Source organism: Rhizobium sp. KNZ14-9A, assembly GCF_056755015.1.
In genome coordinates this window covers 925,455-950,302 of sequence record NZ_JBPGXB010000002.1, presented here as the reverse complement: position 1 = coordinate 950,302, position 24,848 = coordinate 925,455, and the positions used below count along the sequence as shown (strand labels likewise).

25 protein-coding genes are annotated in these 24,848 nt (G+C 61.9%); 9 read left to right on the top strand and 16 right to left on the bottom strand.

The features are described from left to right. Nucleotides 1–21: 21 nt before the first annotated feature. A complete protein-coding gene (locus ACR9ZQ_RS10825; RefSeq protein WP_481427768.1) occupies nt 22–780 on the bottom strand; it encodes an alpha/beta hydrolase family protein in 759 nt (252 codons plus the stop codon). 213 nt (nt 781–993) lie between these two features. Here ACR9ZQ_RS10825 and ACR9ZQ_RS10820 point away from each other — a divergent pair, with 213 nt between their 5' ends. Then, nucleotides 994–1,644 carry a dihydrofolate reductase family protein gene (locus ACR9ZQ_RS10820; RefSeq protein WP_439015777.1) on the top strand — a complete coding sequence of 217 codons (651 nt, stop codon included), beginning with the start codon at nt 994–996 and terminating at the stop codon, nt 1,642–1,644. A gap of 140 nt (nt 1,645–1,784) precedes the next feature. On the opposite strand, the gene ACR9ZQ_RS10815 is transcribed toward ACR9ZQ_RS10820, so the two are convergent. Next, nucleotides 1,785–2,159, bottom strand: coding sequence for a VOC family protein (locus ACR9ZQ_RS10815; RefSeq protein WP_442206080.1), 375 nt, complete (start codon nt 2,157–2,159; stop codon nt 1,785–1,787). 3 nt (nt 2,160–2,162) lie between these two features. Further along, nucleotides 2,163–2,876, bottom strand: coding sequence for an SDR family oxidoreductase (locus ACR9ZQ_RS10810; protein ID WP_442206081.1), 714 nt, complete (start codon nt 2,874–2,876; stop codon nt 2,163–2,165). Nucleotides 2,877–2,961: 85 nt separating this feature from the next. Here ACR9ZQ_RS10810 and ACR9ZQ_RS10805 point away from each other — a divergent pair, with 85 nt between their 5' ends. The 3 genes from ACR9ZQ_RS10805 (at nt 2,962) to ACR9ZQ_RS10795 (ending at nt 6,749) form a co-directional block, all read left to right on the top strand. Further along, nucleotides 2,962–3,903, top strand: coding sequence for a LysR family transcriptional regulator (locus ACR9ZQ_RS10805; protein ID WP_481427767.1), 942 nt, complete (start codon nt 2,962–2,964; stop codon nt 3,901–3,903). A gap of 190 nt (nt 3,904–4,093) precedes the next feature. Then, a complete protein-coding gene (locus ACR9ZQ_RS10800) occupies nt 4,094–5,581 on the top strand; it encodes a L,D-transpeptidase family protein (protein WP_481427766.1) in 1,488 nt (495 codons plus the stop codon). 199 nt (nt 5,582–5,780) lie between these two features. Further along, complete coding sequence (locus ACR9ZQ_RS10795; RefSeq protein WP_481427765.1) at nt 5,781–6,749, top strand: DMT family transporter; 969 nt, start codon at nt 5,781–5,783, stop codon at nt 6,747–6,749. A gap of 90 nt (nt 6,750–6,839) precedes the next feature. Here the strand turns inward: ACR9ZQ_RS10795 and ACR9ZQ_RS10790 are convergent, their stop codons facing one another. Further along, a complete protein-coding gene (locus ACR9ZQ_RS10790; protein ID WP_310387343.1) occupies nt 6,840–7,439 on the bottom strand; it encodes a hypothetical protein in 600 nt (199 codons plus the stop codon). Nucleotides 7,440–7,508: 69 nt separating this feature from the next. Then, entirely contained in the window at nt 7,509–8,120 is a 612-nt protein-coding gene (locus ACR9ZQ_RS10785) for a TetR/AcrR family transcriptional regulator (RefSeq protein ID WP_481427764.1), read from the bottom strand. Nucleotides 8,121–8,259: 139 nt separating this feature from the next. Between ACR9ZQ_RS10785 and ACR9ZQ_RS10780 the strand changes: the two genes are divergently transcribed. Then, nucleotides 8,260–9,291 carry an aldo/keto reductase gene (locus ACR9ZQ_RS10780; RefSeq protein ID WP_481427763.1) on the top strand — a complete coding sequence of 344 codons (1,032 nt, stop codon included), beginning with the start codon at nt 8,260–8,262 and terminating at the stop codon, nt 9,289–9,291. A gap of 91 nt (nt 9,292–9,382) precedes the next feature. Here the strand turns inward: ACR9ZQ_RS10780 and ACR9ZQ_RS10775 are convergent, their stop codons facing one another. Next, nucleotides 9,383–10,123, bottom strand: coding sequence for a gamma-glutamylcyclotransferase (locus tag ACR9ZQ_RS10775; RefSeq protein ID WP_481427762.1), 741 nt, complete (start codon nt 10,121–10,123; stop codon nt 9,383–9,385). 207 nt (nt 10,124–10,330) lie between these two features. On the opposite strand from ACR9ZQ_RS10775, the gene ACR9ZQ_RS10770 reads away from it, so the two are divergent. Then, on the top strand, nt 10,331–11,077 hold the full coding sequence (locus ACR9ZQ_RS10770) for a phosphotransferase family protein (protein ID WP_481427761.1): 747 nt from the start codon (nt 10,331–10,333) through the stop codon (nt 11,075–11,077). 6 nt (nt 11,078–11,083) lie between these two features. Here the strand turns inward: ACR9ZQ_RS10770 and ACR9ZQ_RS10765 are convergent, their stop codons facing one another. From ACR9ZQ_RS10765 to znuC, 3 genes are read right to left on the bottom strand one after another with little or no spacing between them, the layout of a single operon-like run. Continuing rightward, nucleotides 11,084–11,482 carry a Fur family transcriptional regulator gene (locus ACR9ZQ_RS10765; protein WP_007814087.1) on the bottom strand — a complete coding sequence of 133 codons (399 nt, stop codon included), beginning with the start codon at nt 11,480–11,482 and terminating at the stop codon, nt 11,084–11,086. Further along, nucleotides 11,479–12,294, bottom strand: coding sequence for a zinc ABC transporter permease subunit ZnuB (gene znuB / locus ACR9ZQ_RS10760; protein ID WP_481427760.1), 816 nt, complete (start codon nt 12,292–12,294; stop codon nt 11,479–11,481). Before znuB ends, ACR9ZQ_RS10765 begins: the two co-directional genes overlap by 4 nt. Continuing rightward, the gene (gene znuC, locus ACR9ZQ_RS10755; RefSeq protein ID WP_481427759.1) at nt 12,287–13,270 is read right to left on the bottom strand and encodes a zinc ABC transporter ATP-binding protein ZnuC; all 984 of its coding nucleotides are present in this window, start codon (nt 13,268–13,270) and stop codon (nt 12,287–12,289) included. The genes znuB and znuC overlap by 8 nt, the downstream gene beginning before the upstream one ends. Before the next feature lie 102 nt (nt 13,271–13,372). Between znuC and ACR9ZQ_RS10750 the strand changes: the two genes are divergently transcribed. From ACR9ZQ_RS10750 to ACR9ZQ_RS10740, 3 genes are all read left to right on the top strand, one after another. Continuing rightward, entirely contained in the window at nt 13,373–14,353 is a 981-nt protein-coding gene (locus ACR9ZQ_RS10750) for a zinc ABC transporter substrate-binding protein (protein WP_481427758.1), read from the top strand. Between the two features lie 242 nt (nt 14,354–14,595). Further along, nucleotides 14,596–15,801 carry a zinc metallochaperone GTPase ZigA gene (gene zigA / locus ACR9ZQ_RS10745; protein WP_481427757.1) on the top strand — a complete coding sequence of 402 codons (1,206 nt, stop codon included), beginning with the start codon at nt 14,596–14,598 and terminating at the stop codon, nt 15,799–15,801. Beyond that, entirely contained in the window at nt 15,798–15,980 is a 183-nt protein-coding gene (locus ACR9ZQ_RS10740) for a hypothetical protein (protein WP_481427756.1), read from the top strand. Before zigA ends, ACR9ZQ_RS10740 begins: the two co-directional genes overlap by 4 nt. An 81-nt stretch (nt 15,981–16,061) precedes the next feature. Here the strand turns inward: ACR9ZQ_RS10740 and ACR9ZQ_RS10735 are convergent, their stop codons facing one another. From ACR9ZQ_RS10735 to ACR9ZQ_RS10705, 7 genes are all read right to left on the bottom strand, one after another. After that, complete coding sequence (locus ACR9ZQ_RS10735; protein ID WP_310387357.1) at nt 16,062–16,394, bottom strand: RcnB family protein; 333 nt, start codon at nt 16,392–16,394, stop codon at nt 16,062–16,064. 240 nt (nt 16,395–16,634) lie between these two features. Then, nucleotides 16,635–17,135, bottom strand: a complete 501-nt coding sequence (locus ACR9ZQ_RS10730; protein WP_310387360.1) for a GNAT family N-acetyltransferase — start codon at nt 17,133–17,135, stop codon at nt 16,635–16,637. A gap of 8 nt (nt 17,136–17,143) precedes the next feature. Continuing rightward, nucleotides 17,144–18,757: a glycoside hydrolase family 43 protein gene (locus ACR9ZQ_RS10725; protein ID WP_310387362.1), complete on the bottom strand. Its 1,614-nt coding sequence runs from the start codon at nt 18,755–18,757 to the stop codon at nt 17,144–17,146. A 226-nt stretch (nt 18,758–18,983) separates the two neighbouring features. After that, nucleotides 18,984–20,015 (bottom strand): L-glyceraldehyde 3-phosphate reductase, encoded by a 1,032-nt coding sequence (gene mgrA / locus ACR9ZQ_RS10720; RefSeq protein ID WP_481427755.1) that lies wholly within the window; start codon nt 20,013–20,015, stop codon nt 18,984–18,986. Between the two features lie 338 nt (nt 20,016–20,353). Next, a complete protein-coding gene (locus ACR9ZQ_RS10715; RefSeq protein WP_481427754.1) occupies nt 20,354–21,487 on the bottom strand; it encodes a Gfo/Idh/MocA family protein in 1,134 nt (377 codons plus the stop codon). An 8-nt stretch (nt 21,488–21,495) separates the two neighbouring features. Next, a complete protein-coding gene (locus ACR9ZQ_RS10710; protein ID WP_481427753.1) occupies nt 21,496–22,260 on the bottom strand; it encodes a sugar phosphate isomerase/epimerase family protein in 765 nt (254 codons plus the stop codon). Nucleotides 22,261–22,299: 39 nt separating this feature from the next. After that, nucleotides 22,300–24,765, bottom strand: a complete 2,466-nt coding sequence (locus ACR9ZQ_RS10705; protein WP_481427752.1) for a beta-mannosidase — start codon at nt 24,763–24,765, stop codon at nt 22,300–22,302. Nucleotides 24,766–24,848 lie beyond the last annotated feature (83 nt).

Genomic DNA, 24,848 nt, shown 5'->3' with positions numbered 1-24,848 from the left:
CTGTTGAGGCCGCTCAACGGCTCAATGGTACGTCACAACCGGATCGAACATCCTTTGCAGGAAGGAGCGCTGCGCCTCCTGCGCATATTCCCGGGGAATCTGGTGCCCACATTCGAAGACGTGGAGCATGACCGACACGCCTGCGTCCGACAGCGCATCGGAGAACAGTTCTGCCTGGGCAACGGGAGCACGCTCATCGAGCCTCCCGTGCAGCAACAAGGTTTCCGCCCGGATTTTCGGCGCGTGATGCAGGGCCGAGCGGGCCAGGAAGGCTTCGTTCGACAGACCGGCTTCCTGCTCGATCGCCCACCGCAAGCCTTTCGAACTGAACTCATAGACAGCCTTGAGGTCGTAGACCCCGCTGCGCAGGATGACGGCTCTGAGATCCGGAACCTGGGCCGCGACCATGGCCGAGGCGACGGCTCCCCGGCTGTTTCCATAGAGAACGATACGATCAGGATCGACACAAGGCTGTTCCCGCAGGAAGGAGAGCGCGGCCATGATCGCCTGCTGGGTGTTTGGGCCGCAGAAATCAGCCGGTCCATCCGAAGCCCCGAAGCCCGGCTGCGAGACCGCCGCCGCGGTGATATTCAAACGGGAACAGAACCGAAGCAGCGTGCCGGTATCGACCGCCTCTTTCGCGCCGATGAGACGGCCGCCCTGATTGCCGTGGACGAACAGAATGGCGCCAGCAGGCGTTTTGCTCTCGGGCTGAGCTTGAAAAAGCTCTACATTTGCCCCGTCACCCCTATCGATGAGATGTCGTGTCACATCAGGCATTTTCACCCTCGCATTCACGTCCAACGATGAGACCAGACAGGAGGCGAACCTCACCACTGAGGCCTCCTGCCGCTCTGCCCGGCAAAACTCGCATATGCGGAGAGGCAAGTCTCCCATAAATTTCCCCGGGATTTGTCGGCATGCTGTCGCTTGCTTCGTCCTCAGGCCGAGATCTGGCCCTGATGGCGCGGATCACCACGAGGAGAGACACCCATGAGAAAGATCATCGCTTCCACATTCGTCAGCCTCGACGGCGTCATGCAGGCACCCGGCGGCCCTGACGAGGACCCCGTCAACGGTTTCAGGTTTGGTGGCTGGGTATTCCACTATGCGGACGACACGATGGGATCCGTGATCGGCGAGCTCTTCGCAAAGCCCTTTGCCCTGCTGCTCGGCCGCAGGACCTACGACATCTTCGCCGCCTACTGGCCCTATCAGGACGACGACATCGCCAAGGCCTTCAATCCCGCTGTGAAATATGTCGCGACGCATCGGCCTGAAACCCTCACATGGCAGAATTCACAATCGCTTGGACCCGACATCGTCGCGGCACTACGCAAGATCAAAACGGAGGACGGGCCGGACCTGCTCATCCAGGGATCGGGCAATCTCATCCAGACCCTGCTTGCCAACGAGCTGATCGACGAAATGACCGTGCTGACCTTCCCGCTGCTCCTCGGCAAGGGAAAGCGGCTGTTCGAGGGCGGCGCGGCGCCGGGTGCCCTCAAGCTCACGAGATCGGTGGTGTCGAGCACCGGCATCGTCGTCGCGACCTATGAGCGGAACGGCGCAGTCCAGACCGGCTCGTTCGTGTCCGATCAACCGTCCGAGGCCGAGCTCGAACGCCGCCGGACCTGGCAGTAGCCGTGCTGCCAGCGGCAGGATAAAACGCAAGAGGTGACGGGGTCAGGTCCACACCGACCTCGTGACCGTCAGCAGGCGCTCCGCCGATGACAGTCATTCGCACACGCCCGGCGCATTGTCCTCGATGCGTCCTGACTTGTTCAATCAGATGTTCCACCTTCACGAAAAACGAGTTCCAGCAGGATGCCGCCTGGTGTGCGCACGAAGAGGCGCCGTTCGCCGAGTTCGGCGAGATCCATGGTGGAATAGGGAATTTCGTTCCTGTCGAGCTTCTGCCGGAAGGCCTCATAGCCTTCGAGGCGGAAGCCGATATGATCGATTGTCTCTGCGTCCCGGCCGACGGCTCTGCCGCCGCCCGGGATGAGATGCACGACCGGCCCATCGCGACTGTAGAGCCAGTAGCCGGCAAAGCCGAAATCCGGACGGTAGCCGACCGTCAGCCCCAGCAGATCCTGCAGGAACTGCCTCGTCCCTTCCAGATCCGCCGTGCGTAACGTCACATGGTCGAGCTGCATGGCTCACCCGATCGCCCCGCCGCCATCGACACGCACCGTCGAGCCGGTGGCAAAGGGCGTCACCATCAGGAAGAGCACGGCATTGGCAATATCGGAGGGCTGCCCGACCGTCTTTGCCGGCAGGCTGCCCGCGACGCGCTCGAACATCGCATTGCGGTTGCCCTCATCCATCTTCGACCAGAGCGGCGTGTCGATCATTCCAGGCGAAACCGCATTGACCCTGACCGGTGACAATTCCAGCGCCAGCCCCCGCGCCAGCGATTCCAGCGCCGCATTGATCGCTCCCTGCAGCACCGACGAAGCAGACGGGCGCTCGCTGAGGAAGCCGGAAATGAAGGTCAGCGTGCCGCGGTCGGCAACGCGGGCAGCGCGTGCAACGCGATAGGCGCCCCAGAACTTGCTGTCCATGGCGCGGGCCGCATCATCGAGCGGTAGCTTGCGAACCGGCCCGCTTGCCGTCTGGGCCGCGGAAATGACGATATGGTCCCATGCCGCATGGTTCGCGAAGAAAGCCTCGACACTGGCATTGTCACCCGTATCGAGCACCGCCGTCTCGACCTTTCCGGCGATCGATCGCGCGGCTTCCTTGAGCCTGTCCGCCGAACGCGAGGCAATCGTCACCTCCGCTCCCGCAGCAGCGGCCTGTTGCGCAACGGCAAGGCCGATGCCGGAGCTTCCGCCGACGACGAGAACGCGTTGTTTGGCCAGGGATATCATCTGCTCTCTCCAGTTTGCGGCGATGCCGCCGTGGTTTCGATGAGGAGAAGCTAGCGCGACAACGCTCTTGCCGGAATAGGTGTTGTTGTCGACTATCTCTTGCGATATCAGCAAGAATATGAGCGACAATTTCCTCGACATGCTCGTCTTCGTGCGTGTGGTTCAGGCCGGCAGTCTCTCGGGCGCGGCCCGCGAGCTGAACTTCTCGCTGACCGTCGTCAGCCGCAAGCTGTCTCGACTGGAAGAGAGGCTGGGCGTCCGTCTCGTCAACAGAACGACGCGCTCCCTGTCTCTTACCGAAGAAGGCGCGCGCTTCTATGAACGCTGCACAAAAATCCTCACCGAGATCGACGATGCCGAAACCGAGGCGACGAGCGGTAGGGATACGGCAAGTGGCCTTTTGAAAGTAACCGCCACCTATGCCTTCAGCCGCCGCTGGCTCGCGCCGATCCTGCATGAATTCCAGCAGGCCCATCCCGATCTCACCGTCCATCTCGATACCGAGGATGGCCTGGTGAACATCGTCGAGGCCGGCTACGATCTCGCGGTTCGTTTCGGCGCACTGTCCGATTCCAGCCTGATCGCCCGGCAGATCGCCCCCAACCGTCGTGTCATCTGCGCTTCCCCTGCCTATCTCGATCGACGCGGCCGCCCCGAGGTGATCGACGATCTGCTCACCCACGACGTCATCGCCTTCGGAGACCCGCCCAACACGCACTGGACCTTTGCGGATGGGCGCAGCGCCAATGTCACAGCCAGGCTCACCACCAACAATGGCGAGCTCGCCCATCGCTGGGCGCTGCTCGGCGCCGGGCTCGTGCTGAAGTCGATCTGGGATGTGAAGGACGATATCGACAGCGGCGCGTTGGAGCTCGTTTTGTCGGAGGCGAAACTGCCCGCCGCCCCGATCCACGTCGTCTTCCCTCACAGCCGGTTGGCCGCAGCCAAAGTCCGCCTCTGCATCGATTTCCTGTCGCGGCGGCTGCGCAAGGCATCGCCGGCAGAAGTGTCGACGGATCACGGCTGATCTGTCGAAAAAGTGATTTCGTTCCAACCACTTCTGCCTTATCTGAGCTTGCCAGACACAGGGAATGCCCATCTTCTGCCCGATTGTTGGCGCTTTAGTCAGCCAATGCCCCCACACAGACTGCCCGCACGCGCTGGCCCCAAGACTGCGCGGCGAGACAGTGTTTCAATCAGGTTTCAAGGACGCCAGAATGCCGCTGAAAACATCTTCCCGCTGGATTGCACCGCTCGCCGGTCTACTGGCGCTCTCGGGAAGTGCAATTGCCGTGCGTGCCGAGCCGCTGCCGGCGCCGCCCGTCACGCAGGCCAGCCCGAAGCCCAACTATACGGTTCCGGCCCGCCGCCCCGCGCATATCGTCCGGCAGGATACGGGCGCGTCGCTGTCGGCGCTTTTTGATTCAGTCAGCGGCAATCAGGCCAAGGTGCTGAATGAAATGGGCGGCCTGACTGTTTCGATGAATAACGACATCGCCGATGCGGTCGAGGCCTATTACGCCCAGCCGAAGGCAAAGCTCATCTGGGTCGACGGCAAGGGACCGACCCCCAAGGCCGCACAGGCCCTGAGCCTTCTGAAACAGGCCGACGACTGGGGATTGAATGCCGGCGACTATGCCGTTGCCCCGCCTCAAGGATCGGATCGCGCGAGAGCACTGGCCGAGTTCGAAGCCTCCCTCTCAGCCAAGATGCTGATGTTCCTGCAGGATAATTTCCGCGGTCGCATCGATCCCAACAAGCTGTCCAACTATTATGATTTCAAGCGCAAGCCGGTCGATCTGAAGGGCACGATCGCCCAGCTCTCGGCCACGCCGGACCTGATGGTGGTCTTCGACCGCCTGCTGCCGAGCAACCCGAAGTTTGCCCAGCTCGCGGCCGAACTGCACTACCTGCGCACATCAGGCCAGGGCGGCGATAGCGCCGCCAACATCAACAAGGTGATCGTGGCTATGGAGGAAATGCGCTGGCTGCCGCAGGAATTTCCCGAGCGCTACGTCTTCATCAACCAGCCGGCCTACATGGCCTACTATTATGAAAACAGCACGCTGACGCTGTCGATGAAAGCGGTGATCGGCCAGCAGGACCACCAGACGAATTTCTTCGACGCCTCGATCAAAACGGTGGAATTCAACCCTGACTGGGGCGTGCCGCAATCGATCATCCGCAACGAGATGCTGCCGCACCTGAAGCGCGATCCTGCCTACCTGGACAAGGAAGGCTACGTGGTTTCTGTCAAGGGCAAGACGATGCCGTCCGCCAAGGTCGACTGGTCGCAGCCGCTCGAAAATATCGGCGTCGTCCAGCCGCCGGGTGCTGACAATGCGCTCGGCCAGCTGAAGATCCTCTTCCCGAATTCGCACGACATCTACATGCACGATACCCCGGCACGCGGTAAATTCGCCTCGCAGGACCGTATGTTCAGCCATGGCTGCGTGCGTCTGGAAAACCCGAAGGCGATGGCCGCCGCTGTCCTGAAGACCTCGGTCGAGTTCGTCGATCAGCAGATCGCCGACGGCGCAAAGAAGGACATGCCGGTTCCGGAACAGGTTCCGGTCTACGTCTCCTATTTCACCGCATGGCCGACAGACGATGGCGTCGTCCACTATTTCGACGACATCTACGGCCGTGATGCCGAGACCTTGACGGCGATTTCGGCAACGACTGCGAGCCGCGCTCAATCGTAAGTCAGGCGGGGCCATCACAGCCCCGCCCTCCATCGGCAACTTGCCTCCCCTCATCAATACTCCCCTCGTCGCGGGCGACAATCATCGGCCGCCGCACTCGCGATCATCTTCGGCGTCGAGGGATAGCCTGCCTCTTACCGCTTATTGCCGACAACACCCTCACCTGTGCGGCGCCTGGAAACTGTGGCATAACTAGCCGATGGCGATACATGTCTTGGCAGTCCATCGTGATACTGTCGGGACGGAACAGGCCGCAGGCGGTTCGCTTGCAGGAGCCTATTCCGTAGGTGTCCTTTGCTGGCTCTTGTCAGCCGGCGTCTACATCGCAGCCAAATGGGTCTCCGCCGAAATGCCGCCCTGGGCGCTCTGCTTCTGGCGCGTGCTCATCGCCTTCGCGATCCTGCTGCCGATAGTGCGCCACCATTTCGGCGACATGCTTGCGCTGATACGGGCGCGCGGCCTGGAACTGCTTTTCATCGGCGGTATGGGCCTGGCCATCTGTCAGGGCCTGATCTTCGTCGGCCTCAAACATGCCGACGCCACCACCGCCGGCATCATTATCGCGCTGATCCCGATCATCACCATGATTCTCGCCCGCCTGATGCTGTCAGAGCCAATGGGAAGCTGGCAGGTCGCCGGCTCGATCCTCGCCTTCCTCGGCATCGTCGTCATCATCGTCAAGGGCAGCCCGGACGCGCTGCTGCGCCTCGACCTCAATCCCGGCGAACTCTGGATCGTCGCCGGCGCCTTCTGCTTCAGCCTCTATACGGTGCTGCTGCGCAAGGCGAAATTCGATCTGAACCGGCTCGCGCTGCTCGTCCTGCTGCTGGGCTTCGCCGCGCTGACGGCGCTGCCCTTCTATCTCTTCGAACTTGCCTCCGACGAACGCTCGACGCTGAACGCCAGCGGCCTCATCGCGCTCGCCTATGTCGCAATCCCCGGCGGCGCGCTCATGTATTATCTCTTCAACCGCAGTATCGAAGCGCTCGGCGCCGCCCGCGCCGGCGTCCTCCTCTACATCCAGACGATCTTCATCGCCGTACTCGCCTATTTCATCCTCGGCGAAAAATTGCAGCGCTACCACCTCGAAGGTGCGGCCCTCATCATCGCCGGGTTGCTGCTCATCATCCTGCTGAAAGCGAAGGCGGCCCCGGCCAACCAGAAGTGACGCACGGAAGGTACGCCATGCGCTCGCCGGCCCCGGATAGTGCTCAGACAGTGTCGCAGGCGACGAGATTACAATCCTGAGGGCCGACGCTCACTGATAGGTATCCCGCCTGTAAAAATGGCTATAGAGATGCTTCCGTATCGCATCGGAAACTTCAATATCTGCCCCATCGTTTTCATCATAAATCAAAGCGATAAAGTGATTGGGGCTTACCCCCGCGAAGCCGGTTGATACATCCCACTCATCGATGATCGCAGACCTCGGGCTCGTTCCGGTGGCTTGATTTGCTGCAACGAGAGCTTCAAGCCGTGGTTTATTGATGACGACGTACCAAAACCAGGGATCGAAAATCGGCAAGGCGATCACCGTCGCAAGGCAACCAAAAGCAAGTGCAGTGGCAATCACGTTGCTCGCCATGAGGCGAATATGTCGTCGGAACAAAGCAACAATCGCGCTCACAATCCAAATGAAGACCATGAAATATGTGGGCAGAAACAGCAGTAGAGAACCCGGGAAGTCGAGCAGACCCCGCAATTCGCCAGCGAGACCGCCTCCGCCTAATGGCCAAAAATCGAAGATCCTGATGTAGACAGCGCATGCCGTGCCAAGCAGGCAAGCGGCTACCATCCGGCGAACACGCCATGCGTCCCGTGGCAAACTTGATGTAGTCGAAACATTGTCTGTCATCATCGAAATATCCGATGGAACCGACACGCGGCGTGACAATCCTTTTTAGCCACGCTGCACGATCTCACCTCTTCACCCCGCCCCGTAACGCAGCCCATCCACCAAGAGCGCAATCATCCGCCGCGTCGCCGCCGGATCATCTCCCTGCCCGAGATTGGAAAGCTGCGCACCGGCGCGGATGAGTTCGCTTGCCTCCACATCGCCGCGTGCCGCCCCCACTGCAACAGCCCTGTCCAGCAGCCCCTGCAGGGCCGGGATCATGCGCTGGTCGAAATAGGCCGGCAGCGCCTGATAGGCGGGGTCACCGGAATGCAGCGCACCGGCAAGGCCGCGCTTGGCCATGATGAAATCCGCAAAACGCTGCATCCAGAGCGACAGCGCCTCGCCAGGTTCATGATCCGCGGCGAGCCTTGCTGCCGCATCGGCGCAGGCGTCAACCTCGTTGCGCATCACCGCCTTGATGAGATCCGAGCGCTGCGGAAAATGGCGATAGACCGTGCCGACGCCGACGCCCGCTTTTTCCGCGATCTCGCGCACCGGCGCATCCACGCCCGAGGTGGCAAACACATCCAATGCCGCTTTCAGCAGCAGATCGAGGTTGCGCCGCGCATCCGCCCGAACCGGCCTTTCATGCCCGCTATCGGCCTCATGCGCCTCGCTCGGGCTGTCCGTCCCGTCAGTCAAATTACACCTCTTGCAAAGCGGAACATTGTTCCGTATAAACGGAACCGCGTTCCGGATGCGCTGTTATAACCTGTTCAACAGGACTTTGCCAGATTCCAATCATGCCCGCGAGGGCATGGCCAGATTAAAGGAAACGAAGATGCAATACCGTCCCCTTGGCCGCACCGGCATCAAGGTCAGCCCCTATTGCCTTGGCGCCATGATGTTCGGCGCCATCGGCAATGCCGATCATGACGACTCCATCCGCATCATCCACAAGGCACTCGATACCGGCATCAACTTCATCGACACCGCAGATATGTACAGCCGCGGTGAATCCGAGGAAATCGTCGGCAAGGCGCTGAAGGGTCGCCGCGACACGATCGTGCTCGCCACGAAATGCTTCATCCCGATGGGAGAGGATCCGAACCAGCAGGGAAGCTCGCGCCGCTGGATCTACCGCGCCGTGGAAGATTCGCTCCGCCGCCTGCAGACCGATTACATCGATCTCTTCCAGATGCACCGCCCGGCGCCCGATACCGATATCGAGGAAACACTCTCGGCCCTCACGGACCTGATGCGCGTAGGCAAGATCCGCGCCATCGGCTCCTCCACCTTCCCCGCCTCCGATATCATCGAGGCGCAATGGGTCGCAGAAAAGCGCGGCCTCGCCCGCTTCCGCACCGAGCAACCGCCCTACTCCATCCTCCATCGCGGCATCGAGCGCGAAGTCCTGCCGACCCTGGAACGCTACGGCATGGGTGCCCTTGTCTGGAGCCCGCTCGCCATGGGCATGTTGACCGGTCGCTACCGCCGGGGTGCGGCCCAGCCTGACAGCACCCGCGTTGCCTATTTCCCCAAGCAGATGTCGAACGAAAACAGCCTCGATGCCGTCGAGCAGCTCATTCCCTTGGCAGAGTCGGCAGGCATCAAGCTCACCCACATGGCACTCGCCTTCGTCACCACCCATCCGGGCGTCACCTCGGCGATCCTCGGCCCCCGCACCATGGAACAGCTGGATGATCTCCTGGCCGGCAGCGAAGTACGCCTGAGCGACGAAATCCTCGACGCGATCGACGCCATTGTCCCTCCGGGCACCGAGACCGGTCCGCTCGAAGCCAATTACCAGACCCCGGCCATCAAGACCGCCAGCCTGCGCCGCCGCCCGCTTTCCGAGCGCTCCGCCGCCTGACAAACCTGCGAAGGCTCCGCTATTCCAGCGGGGCCTTCAGCACATCGGCAATATGTGTTCGAGAACGAGGCCGGGATCAGGTCGCGGCTGATCAAACGTCCGCGGAGGGCAATTGCTGCAGCCTGCGTTGCGCCTCTTCCACCTCGACGGCGAGCTCTTCCAGAAGTTCGTCCCACATATCGAGCGCCCGCAGCCCGTCACGCGTGCGGAACAGGTAGTCGGCCGAGCTGCCGATGCTGCCTGCGGCCGTGGCAAGCCGCTGAACGGTCGCTTCCCTGGAAAGGCCGCCGGCATATGTGTTTGCCTGCGGGTTCATGGTGAAAGCGATGCCACTTCCAAAACGGGCGCCCTCTTCATCAAGCAAATCGACCCAGCGCGGAATGTAGGCCTCGGCCACCATCTCCCGTCGCCACAAAATCTCCAGTTCGTGCACGACATCGTCTTCTTCCAGACGCAAAGCCACGCCGTCGCAGGCGCCGCCCGCGTCCAGCCCGAGTACGAGGCCCGGATTGTCCGGCGAGCCGCGCCCGGAGACGGTGGCAAGGCAGAAGGACCGGCGCCAGCCCTCGATGCGGGCTTTCCGGCTTTCGACGCTCAGAATGATCGGATTCCAGATCAGCGAGCCATAGGCAAAAATCCAGACATCGCCCTCTGGCCGCTCGGCAAGCATCGATGCGAGCGATGCCCGCCGCTCATCGTCGCTCAAAAGCCGGAGCGTCGGCGCCTCCCCGGCAATCAGGTCAGCGAAAGTGCCGCTCAGCAGCAGTTCGCGCGACAGGATTTCCTCGCCGCAGCAGGCGATCGCATCTGAGCTTTTCTTGTTGATGGTCATGACGCTCCAATTCCCGGCCATGGACATCAGTAATGGCCCCCGCTTTGCCGCCATCATCCACGCCTTGGGCGCGGGATAAAGCCCGCCGGCGCAGACACAGTGTCTCCACAACCGGAACAATCAGAGCCATCTTCACCCTCCCTCTTCCCGTCACAAAGATCAGCACCACATCGCTCTGGATGACACCCCGGGAAATGGGAGCCCGACATGAGCGAATTCGGCCGTCTGCTCGGCGCCGGCAAGGAAGCGGAAGTCTATGAACATGGCACGCTGGCGCTAAAGCTCTACAGGCCCGGCCGCCCGAAAGCCCCGGCCTTCCGCGAGGCAGCCAATCTGGCGATCGCCGAGCGGCTCTCGCTGCCCGCACCGAGGGTCCACGTCGTCGGCGATTATCACGGCCGCTGGGGCCTCTTGATGGATCGCGCGCCGGGCTTCAGCCTTGCCGATGAGATGATGCCGGAACCGCCGCTCTCAGCCATCAAGGAGATGGCAGCACTCCACCAACGCCTGCACAACGAACCCGGCGCCGGCCTTCCCTCGCTGAAATCAAGGCTGTCTGCCAATATCGAAAGCGCCGAACCTCTGACACCGGACCTGTGCGACCGACTGCTTCTTCTGACTGCCGCCCTGCCTGACGGCGACCGCGTGTGCCACGGCGACTTCCATCCCTGGAATATCCTGGGCTCCGGCGACGACGTCATGATCGTCGACTGGCTGGACGCCTGCAGCGGCAACCCGGCCGCCGATGTCTGTCGCACCTATCTACTGATGCGCCGCGTGCTCCCGGAAATCGCCGAAGCCTATGTCGTCATCTATGCGAAGGCGGCTAACTTGTCTCCGGACGAGATCTTCACCTGGCTGCCGGTCATCGCCGCCGCCCGTCTTGCCGAGAATGTGTCTGAGGAAAATGAGGACCTGCTGCATCTCGCATCGCTGGCCCCCGCGAACCTCTAGGACGGATCACGCGGCACAAGCTTCGCAGGTGCCGCGGATTTCGATCGTCGTTTTCGCCGGCTTGAACTTCTGGCTGCGCACCCAGCCCATCAGGCGGTGATCCACCTCATGGTCGTGGAATTCGATCACCTGGCCGCAGCTTTCACAGATTGCGAAGGCGACGATGCCGTGGCTGTGGCAATCCTCGCCGGGATGGGCGCAGGCAACGAAGGAGTTGATGCTTTCGAGCCGATGCACGACGCCATATTCGAGCAGCTTTTCCAGCGCCCGGTAGACCTGCAGCGGCGCACGAAAACCCTGGTCGCGCAGCTTGTCGAGGATCGTATAGGCGCTGAGGGGCCCCTCGGCCTTTTCGAGCACATCGAAGACGAGTGACTGGTTGCGGGTGAGCTGAGGTGCGTTCATGAGCCTTGTCCTTGCAGGTCCCTGCGCCCGCGCCAGGCGGGAAGCAGGCTCAGAATGAAGAGAATGAGGGCGGCCACCACGATCGACGGGCCGGACGGCGTGTCGTAGGTCAGCGAGCCGAAGAGCCCACCGACGACGGCGACCGCGCCGACCAGCGAGGCGAGAATGGCCATCAGTTCCGGCGTCGAGGAGAAACGTCGCGCCGTTGCCGCCGGAATGATCAGCAGCGAAGTGATCAGCATGATGCCGACGATCTTCATGGCAATGGCGATGACGACGGCCATCAGCAGCATGAAGAACAGCCGCGCCCGCTCGGGCTGCAAGCCCTCGGCTTCCGCCAGTTCCGGATTGACGGTGGCAGCAAGCAGCGGCCGCCACAGCCAGGCGATGGCCGCCAGCACGAAGATGCCGCCGCCCCAGATCAGCGCGATATCAACAGTCGAAACCGCCAGAATATCGCCAAACAGGAAGGCGATGAGATCGATGCGCACCCAGCTCATGAAGGCGACCATGACGAGGCCGATGGCAAGGGTGGCATGCGAGAGGATGCCGAGCAGCGCATCGGCCGACAGCGCCTGGCGCTTCTGGAGGAAGAGCAGCAGGATCGAGACGACGGCGGCAACAACGAAGACGGCAAGCGTCAGGTTGAAATCGAAGAGCAGCGAGAGTGCGACGCCGAGCAGCGCCGAATGGGCGATCGTATCCCCGAAATAGGCCATGCGCCGCCAGATGATGAAGCAGCCGAGCGGCCCGGTCGTCAGCGCCAGGCCGACACCGGCGAGAATGGCGCGCACGAAGAAATCGTCAAGCATGACGGTTCTCCCCGTTCTTGGCCCCGCTCTGCGAATGGGCATGAGCCTCCGCATGCGCATGCCCGTGGGCATGATCCCCGTCAGCGTGCGCATGGGCATGAGCGTCCGCGTGATCGTGCGAATGCGCATGATCGTGCCCGTGGTCATGGTGATGCCCATCTTCGGGATGGCAATGATCCGTCACCGAGCCGTCTTCGTGCAGCACGCGTCCGTCAGGCAGATGCGTATGGTCGTGATGATGGCTGTAGACGGCAAGCGTCGGCGCTGCGCGGCTGCCGAAGAGCCGCACATATTCCGGGCTCTGGCTCACCGCCTGCGGCGTGCCGCGGCAGCAGACATGGCCGTTCAGGCAGATGACGGTATCCGTCTCCGCCATGACGACATGGAGATCGTGCGAGATCAGCAGGATTCCGCAGCCGGTCGTATTGCGGATCGACTTGATGAGCTCGTAAAGGGCGATCTCGCCGGCGAAATCGACCCCCTGCACCGGCTCGTCGAGCACCAGAAGATCGGGTTTGCGGGCAATGGCGCGGGCCATCAGCGCCCGCTGGAATTCGCCGCCGGAGAGATGCTGCACCTGCGCATCCAGCATATGCGCCATGCCAGCGGCTTCGAGCGCGGCCATGATATCGGCCTCGGGCAGCGGCCCGGTCAGCGTCATCAGCCGGCGCACGGAAAGCGGCAACGTCCAGTCCACCGCAAGCTTCTGCGGCACATAGCCGACCTTGAGGCCGGCAATGCGGGCCACCCTGCCTTCGTCCGGCTTCAGCACGCCGATCGCAGCCTTGGCGCTCGTCGATTTGCCGGAGCCGTTCGGGCCGATCAGCGTGACGATTTCGCCGCGCGAAACGGAGAAATCCACACCACGCACCAGCCACCGGCCGCTGCGGCGAATGCCGACATTCTCAAGCGAAACCAGCGGTTCGGCCCGGATACCGGCGGCGCTGCCAGCGGGGTTATTTGCGGGAGAGAGCATCAAATTTTCCGAAAGTGCTGTTGCGTCCTGCTATTGCACACGTTATAGCATAACGCAATTGATGTAATAACATAACAATTGCAATTCAAGCGGAGCATGCTGATGAAACTGGCGGTGGGCCTTACCCTCGCAATCCCGGCCTTCCTCTTCGCCGGGTCCCTCCAGGCGGCCGATGCACCCGTCGTCGTTACCTCGATCAAGCCGGTCCATTCGCTGGTTTCGGCCATCATGCAGGGCGTCGGCAAGCCGGAGCTGATCGTCGATGGCGCCGCCTCCCCGCACACTTATAATCTGAAACCCTCCAACGCCCGCGCCCTGCAGGAAGCCAAGGTAATCTTCTGGGTCGGCCCCGGCCTCGAAGCCTTCCTCGAAAAGCCGCTGGAATCGCTGGGCTCCGACGCCATTGTCGCCCGGCTCGACAACGCGCCGGGTCTCGTGAAGCTGCCCTTCCGAGAAGGCGGTGCCTTTGAGGCGCATGACGACGGCGACGAGCATGATAGTGCTTCCGGTCACGACCACGATCGTGCCGAGGCAGATCATGACCACGACCACGGTGACCATGGCGCCTTCGACACCCATCTCTGGCTCGACCCCATGAATGCCAAGGCGATGGCGACCGAGATCACCACCACGCTGGTTGCCGCCGACCCCGCCAATGCGCTGACCTATGAGGCCAATGCCAAGGCGCTGGATGACAAGCTCGATGCGCTGGACAAGGAAATCGCCGCGACGGTGTCGACGGTGAAGGACAAGCCCTTCATCGTCTTCCACGATGCCTATCAGTATTTCGAGCACCGCTACCATATCCGCGTCGCCGGCTCGATCACCGTCAGCCCGGAGACCATTCCGGGGGCGGAGCGCGTCTCGGAGATCCACAAGAAGGTCGGTGATCTCGGCGCCACCTGCGTCTTCGCCGAGCCGCAATTCGAACCGCGCCTCGTCGATGTCGTCATCGAGGGCACCAAGGCGAAATCAGGCGTGCTGGACCCAGAAGCCGCCACCCTGCCCGCAGGCCCCGATCTCTACTTCACCCTCATGCGCGGCATCGCCGACAGCATGAAGAACTGCCTTGCCAGCGCATGACCCGAAAATCGGAAACGATTTTCGATAAGGATCATGCGCCACTCGGAATGCATAGGCCTGGCGGAAGATCGGCGCCGATCTTGCCCCGGGATGCGCTAGGGAACAGCGACAGCGCGCCTCCGCGCCCTGCCGGACTTGCAGCTCTCCCCGCGAGCGCTGCGGCGAAAGAAGGCGGCGACACCCCCGTTCCGCCTTTTTTTGTCAAATATGAATGTTATGTTATAACATAAAGCGAGATTACAATGGACAAGAGACTTCCAGTCACCGTGCTCTCTGGCTTCCTCGGCGCCGGCAAGACGACGCTGCTCAATCATGTTCTCGGGAATCGCGAGGGCATGCGCGTCGCCGTCATCGTCAACGATATGAGCGAGGTGAATATCGATGCCGCCCTTGTGCGCGATGGCGGCGCCAATCTCTCCCGCACCGAGGAGCAGCTAGTGGAAATGACCAATGGCTGCATCTGCTGCACGCTGCGCGATGACCTCCTGAAGGAAGTGCGCCAGCTCGCCGAGCAGGGTCGATTTGATTACTTGCTGATCGAATCGACCGGCATTGCCGAGCCCCTGCCCGTCGCCACCACCTTCGAATTCCGCGACGAGAATGGGGCAAGCCTCTCGGATGTCGCCCGCCTCGATACGATGGTGACCGTCGTCGATGCCGCCAACCTGCTCGCCGATTATGCCTCGGCCGATTTCCTCGCCGACCGCGGCGAAACCGCCGGCGACGGCGACACAAGGACGATCGTCGACCTGCTCGTCGAGCAGATCGAATTCGCCGATATTGTCGTGCTGAACAAGATCGGCACGGCGAGCGAAGAGCAACGCGATGCTGCCCGGAAGATCATCACCGGCCTAAACCCGGATGCCCGCCTCATCGAGACGGATTTCGGTAAGGTATCGCTGAAGGATGTGCTCGGCACCGGCCGCTTCGATATCGACAAAGCCGAGACCCATCCGCTCTGGTACAAGGAGCTGCACCGCTTCAAGGACCATGTGCCGGAAACCGAGGAATACGGCATCCGCTCCTTCGTCTACCGCGAAAGGCGCCCCTTCCATCCCGGGAAATTGCAGGCCTTCCTCGACCGCACCTGGCCGGGCGTGGTGCGCGCCAAGGGCTTCTTCTGGCTCGCAACCCGCCCGCACCATGTCGGCGAGATCAGCCAGGCCGGCGCCATCGTCCGCACCGGCAAGATGGGCCTCTGGTGGGCGGCAGTCCCGCGCAAGCAATGGCCGCAGGAAACCGCCTTCCTGCGCGCCATCAGCCCCTACCTCGACCCCGTCTGGGGCGACCGCCGGCAGGAAATCGTCTTCATCGGCGCCGACCCGATGGATGAGGCCTGGATCAAGCGGGAGCTCGATGCTTGTCTGGTGGAAAGCGATGCCTTCACGCCGGAGCGCTGGCGCAATCTGCCCGATCCGTTCGTCAGCTGGAGCCGGCAGGCAGCATGAGGGCAGCGGCAATCAAACCCTACCGGTGCCTGTGCATCGAGTGCGAACCGCTGCCGCCGATCGAGGGGCTGCATCCGCTGACCTATGGGGATGCGGAGAGTGAGGCGCCAAAGCCGAAGGGATTGCTCGGCATGATCGCCGAGCGTGTGATTTCGTCGCGAAGCAGGATTAGGCATTGAGCGTTGTATCGTGGGACGCCCAGTCTCACAAAACAAAAAAGGGCGGCCGAAGCCGCCCCTTTTTCGAGTTCCTGCGTGAGCTCAGCGATTGGCGGCGATGATGCTGGTGATCACACCGGTGGCGACGCCGACGAGAAGGTAGTCGTTATCGGCCCTCACCCAGTGATAGCCGCGCGGCGGCGGTGCCAGGCGGTAACGGCGGTAGTCGCGGACTTCACCGTAGCGGCCGCGCTCGGCAGCCGACATGCGGTAACCCCTGGACCAGTGATGCCGACGGACGACCTTTTTCTCGACGACGACCTTCTTGTGGACGACGACCGGCGGACGGCGGTGATCGGCCGCACTCGCTTCCGATGCGACGATCGGCGAGAGCAGGAAAGAGGCGGAAAGAAGAGCTGTAAAAATCTTTTTCATGGGGCTTCCTCGTGTTGAACACACTCCGAAACTACGTCTTCGAAAATGAACGAAATCTGAAAATAAAATTAAAGATCTGTAATGAAATCGGTGGTTTATGCCGGATTCCTAATATCCTAATTTCAGACTAATATGTGATGGCGAGATCATGCCACCAGGGATCACGACTATGTAATCAGGCGTGATGAGAATGGCATTTGCCGCGTGATGAACAGCACCACTTAAAAGGGAAGAGGCCGCCTACCGGAAGATCAGCGCCATGTTGATGACATCCGTGTACTCGCCATCGACGCAGAAGGCATCGCGGCTCACCCCTTCCCGCAAGAAGCCAACCCTCTCATAAAGCCGGATCGCCCGCGCATTATCGGCATGCACGCCGAATTCGATGCGCACCATGCCCGCCTCACGCCCGCCCGCTATCGCCGCCTCGATGAGGCGGCGGCCGAGCCCCTGCCCGCGATAAGCGGGAAGCAGGCCCATGCCGAGCGAGCCGCGATGGACATGCGAAGGAAAGAAATGCCTGCGGATATCGCACCAGCCGACAATCTCGCCGCCATCGACAGCGACGAGGTTCACATTACCCGCGGCAATCGAGGCCAACGCGAACTTGCGCGTCTCCTCCAGCGAGGGCGCCTGGAGAAGGCTCAGATATTTCCGCTCGCGCGCCACCGTATCGAGAACCCGGTGAAAGCCCTCGATATGCTCCTCGCTCATCGGCTCGATACGGATATCGCCTGCCATCGCGGCCCTCACAGTTCCTCGTAGTTGAACCAGTCGAAATCGGCCGTCTTTGCCCGGCCCGACGTATCGAAAGCGAGGATGCCCGCGAAGGCGCCGGTAAACGAGCCATGCTCGCCGCGCCCGCCTTCATCCGAGACGACGCCGGCATCGAGAACCGGGCCGATCGGCTGCCAGGCGCCCTTGCCTTCCGTCTGCCAGAAGAACTGCAGGTCGTTGTCGCGGATTTCCATGGAGAGCTGCACGCGGCCATCGGCCGGAATCGCCACGCCCGCACCGGCGGGGAACGTCATGCGGCCGTTCGGATAGTCGCCATCGCAGGAGAAGATCGTAACGCAACGGCCGAGCTTCTCATGCAGCGTCACCACGACGGCATGGAACTTGTGGCGGTTATAGTAGTGCGTCAGGCCCGCCACCTGCTGATAGGTATCCGGCGCAAATTCCACGACTGTTTCGGCGCGGAAACTGTGATGCTCCTGCCGGCGGGCGACAAGTGCCTGTTCGAACCAGGAGCCGACGCTTTCGCGACCGATCAGCCGCAGATGGCCGGGACGGTCCGTGAGGTTGAAGATGCGCTCCGGCTGCGGCGTGCGCAGCCACTGGAAATCATCAGGCAGTTTGCCGCCGTCGAAGGAATATTCGCTTCGCATCGGCTTTTCCGCCCGCGCAGCACCGCCAAGCCCCGGCACCTCGACATCGGGAACCGTCGTGCCGTTTTCGAGGTAGAGCCAGCCATCCTCACGCCAGACGCATTTCTGCAGCGCCGTCTCGCGCCCCAGCGTGCAGCGGCGCTTCGGCGGCAGCGGCCGGCCGCAGAGATGTGTATGATAGACCTGGCCATCTGATGTTTCGACGTACTGCCCGTGCCCTGCCCTTTGCAGCACCGCTTCCGGATTGTCCTTGGACGTGATCAGGTGCCGGTTCGGATGCAGCTCATAGGGGCCGTCGATATTGCGCGAGCGCGCCATCGTTACCGCATGGTCATAGCCCGTACCGCCCTCGGCGGTCGTCAGATAATACCAGCCGTTCTTGCGGAAGAGATGCGGCCCTTCGACGAGGCCGAGCGGGCTGCCCGCAAAGATGTTCTTGATCGGGCCCTTCAGCGCCTTCGTCTGCGGGTCCCATTCCTGCAGCAGGATGCCGTCGAAGGCCGGCGACTTCGGCGAGCCGCCATAGCTTTCTGTACGGTGGTTCCACTGCATGTTGATGAACCACTTGCGGCCGTCCTCGTCATGGAAGAGCGACGGATCGAAGCCCGAGGAATTGACATAGACGGGCTCGGACCATTCGCCCTCGATGGTGGGCGAAGTCACGATGTAATTATGCGCATCCTTGAAATTGCCGTCGAAGCGCTTGACGTCGGTATAGACGAGCCAGAACTGTCCGTCGGCATAGGAAAGGCATGGCGCCCAGATGCCGCAACTATCAGGATTGCCGCGCATGTCGAGCTGCGAGGCCCGCTCCAGCGGCCGCCGCACCAGTTTCCAGTTCACCAGATCGCGCGAATGGTGGATCTGCACACCCGGATACCATTCGAAGGTGGAGGTCGCGATGTAATAGTCGTCGCCGACGCGGCAAATGGACGGATCGGGATTGAATCCAGGCAAGATGGGATTGCGGATCATGGCGGCTCCTCCAGAGGTAAGATTGCGGTACGTACGTCAGACACGAGCGGGCAGACTTCCGCCTCCCCTCATCTCTGTGCTTGTCACAGAGATCAAGCCAGCCCAAGTCATTGGGCTGAAAGGACTCTTCTCGCCGCGCCGACGCGCGGCGGCTGGATTCCTGTGACAAGCACAGGAATGAGGGAGTACGGGGCACTGCGCTGCCACAAACTCCCCCTGCCTTACGCTATTCCAGCTCTGCGGACTTGGCCCAGAGGTTGATGTCGGCCTCCTTGGCATAGACATCGATCTGCTTCAGCTCCTCTGCCGAGAACTCGAGATTGTCGAGTGCGGCAACGCAATCGACGATCTGAGAGGAGCGGCTGGCGCCGATCAGCGCCGAGGTCACGCGCCCGCCGCGCAGCACCCAGGCGATCGCCATCTGCGCCAGCGTCTGGCCGCGCTTCTCGGCGATCTCGTTGAGCTTCCTGATATTGTCGATGATCGAAGGGCGGATGAAATCCTTCTTGAGGAAGTGGTTCTGCGCCGCACGGCTGTCGGCGGGAATGCCGCCGAGATATTTCGTCGTCAGCATGCCCTGGGCGAGCGGCGAGAACACGATCGAGCCCATGCCGACCTCGTCGAGCGTATCGAGCAGCTTGTCATCCTCGACCCAGCGGTTGAGCATGGAATAGCTCGGCTGGTGGATGAGGCAAGGCGTTCCCAGATCCTTCAAGATCGCGGCCGCCTCCAGGGTGCGCTGCGAATTATAGGAGGAAATGCCGACATAGAGCGCGCGGCCGGAACGCACGATATAGTCGAGCGCACCGCAGGTCTCTTCCAGCGGGGTGTCCGGATCGAAACGGTGCGAATAGAAGATATCGACATAGTCGAGACCCATGCGCTGCAGGCTCTGGTCGCAGGAAGCGATCAGATACTTGCGGCTGCCCCACTCGCCGTAAGGACCCGGCCACATGTCGTAACCTGCCTTGGAAGAGATGATCAGTTCGTCGCGGAGACCAGCAAAATCGGTGCGCAGGATTTCGCCGAACGCGGTCTCGGCGCTGCCGGGAGGCGGGCCGTAATTATTGGCGAGGTCGAAATGCGTGATGCCGAGATCGAAGGCCGTGCGGCACATATCGACCTTGCGGTCATGCGGGGTGTCACCGCCGAAATTGTGCCAGAGGCCGAGGGAAACGGCCGGGAGCTTCAGGCCGGAACGGCCCGTGCGGTTATACTTCATCCTCGAATATCGGTCTTCGGCCGGTTGCCAGCTCATCTGAGGTCTCCTCAACCTGTAAAAGTGCTTCTCTTTCGTATCCCGCACCAAGCGGCAGTCGAAAGCTGAAAACGCCGCCGCCCTCTTGTCGGGCAAAGCGCGACGGCCACTATTGGAGTAAGCGCGCCAATACGGCAAGCGCATGGCGCGTGTCCTGTACGACTTCGGCAGGGGTCGGGCCTCTCCAGCGGTAGGCCGCTACCGTTCCATGTCGTCATCCTCGGGCTTGTCCCGAGGATCTACTGATGGCGCGGCAGATCCTCGGGACAAGCCCGAGGATGACGGAAGCGTTGGAGCAAGCGCGCTGTTACGACAAATGTACGGCGCGCTCCCTCACCTTACTTCAACAGCGCCTGCGCCTCGTCGATACCCAGCGCCGCCGGCTGCGTGCAGGTCGTCGTGAGCTCCACGAACCGGCCTTCCGCACCCGACTTCAGGATCGAAGTCATGATGTCGACGCCATGCAGTGTGCGGTCGAGCGAGCAGCGTGCATCGCGGCCCTCGATCAGCGCCATGGCCATGTCGGCAAGGCCGGCGGTGCGATAGTTGGCGCGCGGGCCGTTCGGGCTTTCCTGGTTGAACTTGCCGAACGGGTGATCCCAGGCGCCGAGCGCCTTGATGTCCTTGTCGCGGCCGCTTGCCTCGACAACACCGCCAAAGAAGTTCGGATCCGGCACGTAGAGCGATCCGTCCGTGCCGTAAAGCTCCATATTGGCATGGCGGTGCGACCAGACATCCCAGCTCGCCGTCAACGTCACGGTGGCGCCCGAGACGAATTCGAGCAGCGCCTGGATCGTCGTCGGCGTCTTGACCGGGATGGTCTCGCCGTTGCGCGGCTGGCTGGTGATGGTGCGGGTCTCCGACGCCATCGAGGTCAGGCCGGCGACACGCTTCACCGGTCCGATCAGGTTGATCAGGTTGGCGATGTAATACGGACCCATGTCGAGGATCGGGCCGCCGCCCGGCAGGAAGAAGAAGTCCGGGTTCGGGTGCCACATTTCCATGCCCGGGCCCATGACGTAGCAGGCGCCGGACGTGATGCGGCCGATACCGCCGTCATCGACGAACTTGCGGGCAAGCTGATGCGCGCCGCCGAGGAAAGTATCCGGGGCGCAGCCGACCGAAAGCCCCTTCTCCTTGGCGATGCGGCGAAGCTCTTCGCCCTGCTCCAGCGAGAGAACCAGCGGCTTTTCCGAATAGACATGCTTGCCGGCTTCGAGTGCTGCCTTGGATACCGGATAATGCGCGTCCGGGATCGTCAGGTTGACGACGACGTCGATCTCGTCATTGGCGAGAAGCTCTTCGATCGTCTGTGCCGTCACGCCATATTCCTCGGCGCGATGCTTTGCGGCCTGCACGTTGATATCGGCGCAGGCAAGCACCTTCAGCCCCTTGAAGAGCGGTGCGAGTGAAAAGTAGGTGGTGGAGATGTTGCCGCATCCGATGATGCCGACGCCAAGTTCCTTGGTCATGGTCTGCCTCAGTAGCTCTTGAAGGAAGCGATCGAGCGCGTGATGTTGCGGTCGATATCATTGGGATTGTCGTGCTCGACGACGAAATGCTTGGCCTTGGTCTTGGCCTTGACGACCGGAAGCAGCCTTGCCCAGCCGATCGTGCCGTGGCCGACATCGGCCCAGCCGCCTTCGTCAGTGGCTTCGCCAGCCGGTGCGATGTCCTTGACGTGGACAGCGCTGATACGGGAGCCAAGCTTCTCGACCCAGGCATAGGGATCCGCACCGCCGCGAACGACCCAGGCGATATCCGCTTCCCAGGTGATGCCTGGCGCGCCTTCGAAGATGCGCTCGATCGGCAGCGAGCCGTCGGAAAGCTTCACGAATTCGAAGTCGTGATTGTGCCAGCCGAATTCATAGCCCGCATCCTTGTAGGGCTTGCTCATTTCCTGCAGGCGCTTGCCGAAGGCGAGCCAGCCGGCAGCATCCGTCGGGCGCTGGTCGGGCATCAGGTGCGGCGCATAGATGGAATCCATGCCGAGGATCTTGGCGATCTGCAGCGACTTCTCGACATTGCCGTCGAGGAAATCGGGGCTGAAATGGCCGGTCGCCATCACGAGGCCGTTCTTGTCGAGATCGGCACGCAGGCTCTTCAGGCCGGCCTCGTCGAGTTCGGCATAAATGCCGCCGAAACCTTCGACTTCGCTGTAGCCGGCCTTGCCGAGCTTTTCGAAGATCGCCGACAGCGGCGGGAAATTGCGGGCGCTATAAAGCTGATAGCTGAGCTTGGTCATGTCATCCTCCTCGGGCCTCGTGCCCGTTCTCACGTAAGATCAATCTGCCGATTGGCAGGAATGCAGGTCGTAGAAGCGGAATTCCGGCAGCTTGCCCTCTTCGAGCGGTTTTGCCGGCGTAAAGGTGATGCGGCGGCTTTCGCCGGCTGCAAGGTCGAAGGCGTTGTCGGAATATTTGCCGTCCGTATCCGTTTCGATCATCACGAAGAGCGCCAGGCCCTTGGCGGTGACGTCGATATCGATCGAGCCGTTCTCCTCGACGAATTCGCGGATGATGGAAAGGCCCGCCGGCTCCAGTTCCAGCGCCTTGTAGGTGCCGTTCACATAGTGCCCCTCGCCGCCCATGCCGTTCGAGGCCGTGAAGCGCCAGGCAAGCAGCGTACCCGGGGGTATCTCGGACATGTCGAGCGTCGCCGCAGTGCAGGCCGCATCCGGCACGCACATGGCCTGCACATTCTTCAGGTGCTTGCGTTCGCCCTGCATTGTCAGGATGGAGATCGCGAGATCGACGCTCACCTCGGCAAGCGTGTCATTGACCAGCGAGAAGCGGATCGACTTGCCGTCGTCGGACGGAATGGCGGCGACCGCCACCGGCTGGAAGAAGCGCTTGACGAGATAGTGCATCGCCTTCCAGCGGCCACCGTAGTCGAGGCTCGACCAGGAGGCCACCGGCCAGGTGTCGTTGAGCTGCCAGTAGATCGTGCCCATGCAATGCGGCTTCAGCGAACGCCAATATTCCACCGCCGTCTTGATCGCCAGGCCCTGCTGAATTTGGCTGAGATAGACGAAATTCGGGAAATCCTTCGGGAAGCGGAAGTAGCGGAACATCGTGCCGGCAATGCGCTCGTTGCCGCCGGCGTTCTTCTGGTGCAGCTCCATGACGGGTGACGCGACATTCATGTCCTTGGCGTCGGCATAGGTCTTGATAACAGGCAGCGACGTATAGGACTGGAAACCGAATTCCGAGCAGAAGCGCGGCCTGACCGAGCGGTAATTGTCGAACGATTTGTTCTCGTGCCAGACCGACCAGTAATGCATGTCGCCGGAACCATCGGCATGCCAGGCATCGCCGAAATCGAGATAGCCGGAAGCCGGGCTCGACGGCCACCAGAGGGCGCCAGGCATCGCCTTCTTCACAGATTGTTCGATGGTGCGGTTCAGGCGGTCGTAGGAAACGAGATAGCGGTCACGGTCCTTGCGGGACTCCTCAAACCAGGTGAGCGCGCCGACAAGCTCGTTATCGCCGCACCAGAGCGCGATCGAGGCATGCGAGGACAGCCGACGAACCTGGTAATCCACCTCGACGGCGACATTCTCGAGGAAGTCTTCGGTCGAGGGATAAAGGTTGCAGGCGAACATGAAGTCCTGCCAGACCATCAGGCCAAGGCGATCGCAGATATCGTAGAACCAGTCGTGCTCGTAGAAGCCGCCGCCCCACACACGGATCATGTTCATGTTGGCGGCCTTGGCCGACTGCAGCAGGTCCTCGGTCTTCTCCTGCGACGAGAGCGAGAACAGCGCATCGGCCGGGATCCAGTTGGCGCCGCGGCAGAAGATTTCGTGACCATTGACCTTGAAGGCGAAACGGCTGCCGGCGGCATCGGGCGTGGTGATAAGCTCGATGGTGCGCAGGCCGATCTGCTTCGTCACGCTGTCGGAGTCAAGCTCGACGGTGAGCGTATAAAGCGCCTGCTCACCGCTGCCGGATGGCCACCAGAGACGCGGATTGTCGATCTGGAAGACGTGGTTGATGTCAGCCTCGCCGGGGTTCACGCCAACATCGAGCCGCACACGCTCGCCATCGAGATCGAAATAGAGCTGGGCGATGCCGGCATTCTTGGCGTAGAGCGTCGCCGTCACCTGCAGTTCCACCGAGCCATCGGCATTATGCGTCTGGCGTGTCAGCACATGCTCGATGCGCGCCGTCTCCAGCTTCTTCAGAGCGATCGTGCCGTAGAGGCCGAGAGGGGCAATGGCGATATTCCAGTCCCAGCCGAAATGGCACTGCGGCTTGCGCAGCATGTTGCCGTCAGGGATCGGCGAGTTGCCGGTGCTATAGGGAATGTAGAAGGGTTGCTTCTTCTGCCGTTCGGCACCGGTGGCAATGCTTGAGGCAAAGACGATGCGGATCGTGTTCTCGCCCTTCTTCAGCATGCTCGAAACATCCGGCCTGTAGCGGCGGAAGCTGTTATCGGCTTCGAGCGCCAGGAAGCCGTTGACGTGAACGCTGGCGACCGTGTCGAGGTAGTCGATGTCGAGATACCAGTCGCCCTCGGCATCAGGAAGCGTGAAGCTGCGCTCGACCACCCATTCGCGCTGGGCGACCCACTGCACCTTTTCCTCGTTTCGACCGAAATAGGGATCCGGGATCAGTCCCGCGCGGTGAAGCGCGGTGTGCACGTCGCCCGGCAGCGTGATGACGCTGCGAATCTCGCCATCGGCGGAGGCAAGCTGCCACGAGCCCGAAAGTTCGATGTTGAAACCGTTCTTCGGCAAGGATGTCATAGTCTTATCCTGATCGGGCCGCTCCTGGGAGTGCCGGACAAGCCGGACTGCGGCCGAATTTTGGCTGGCCTGACGGCCGATTG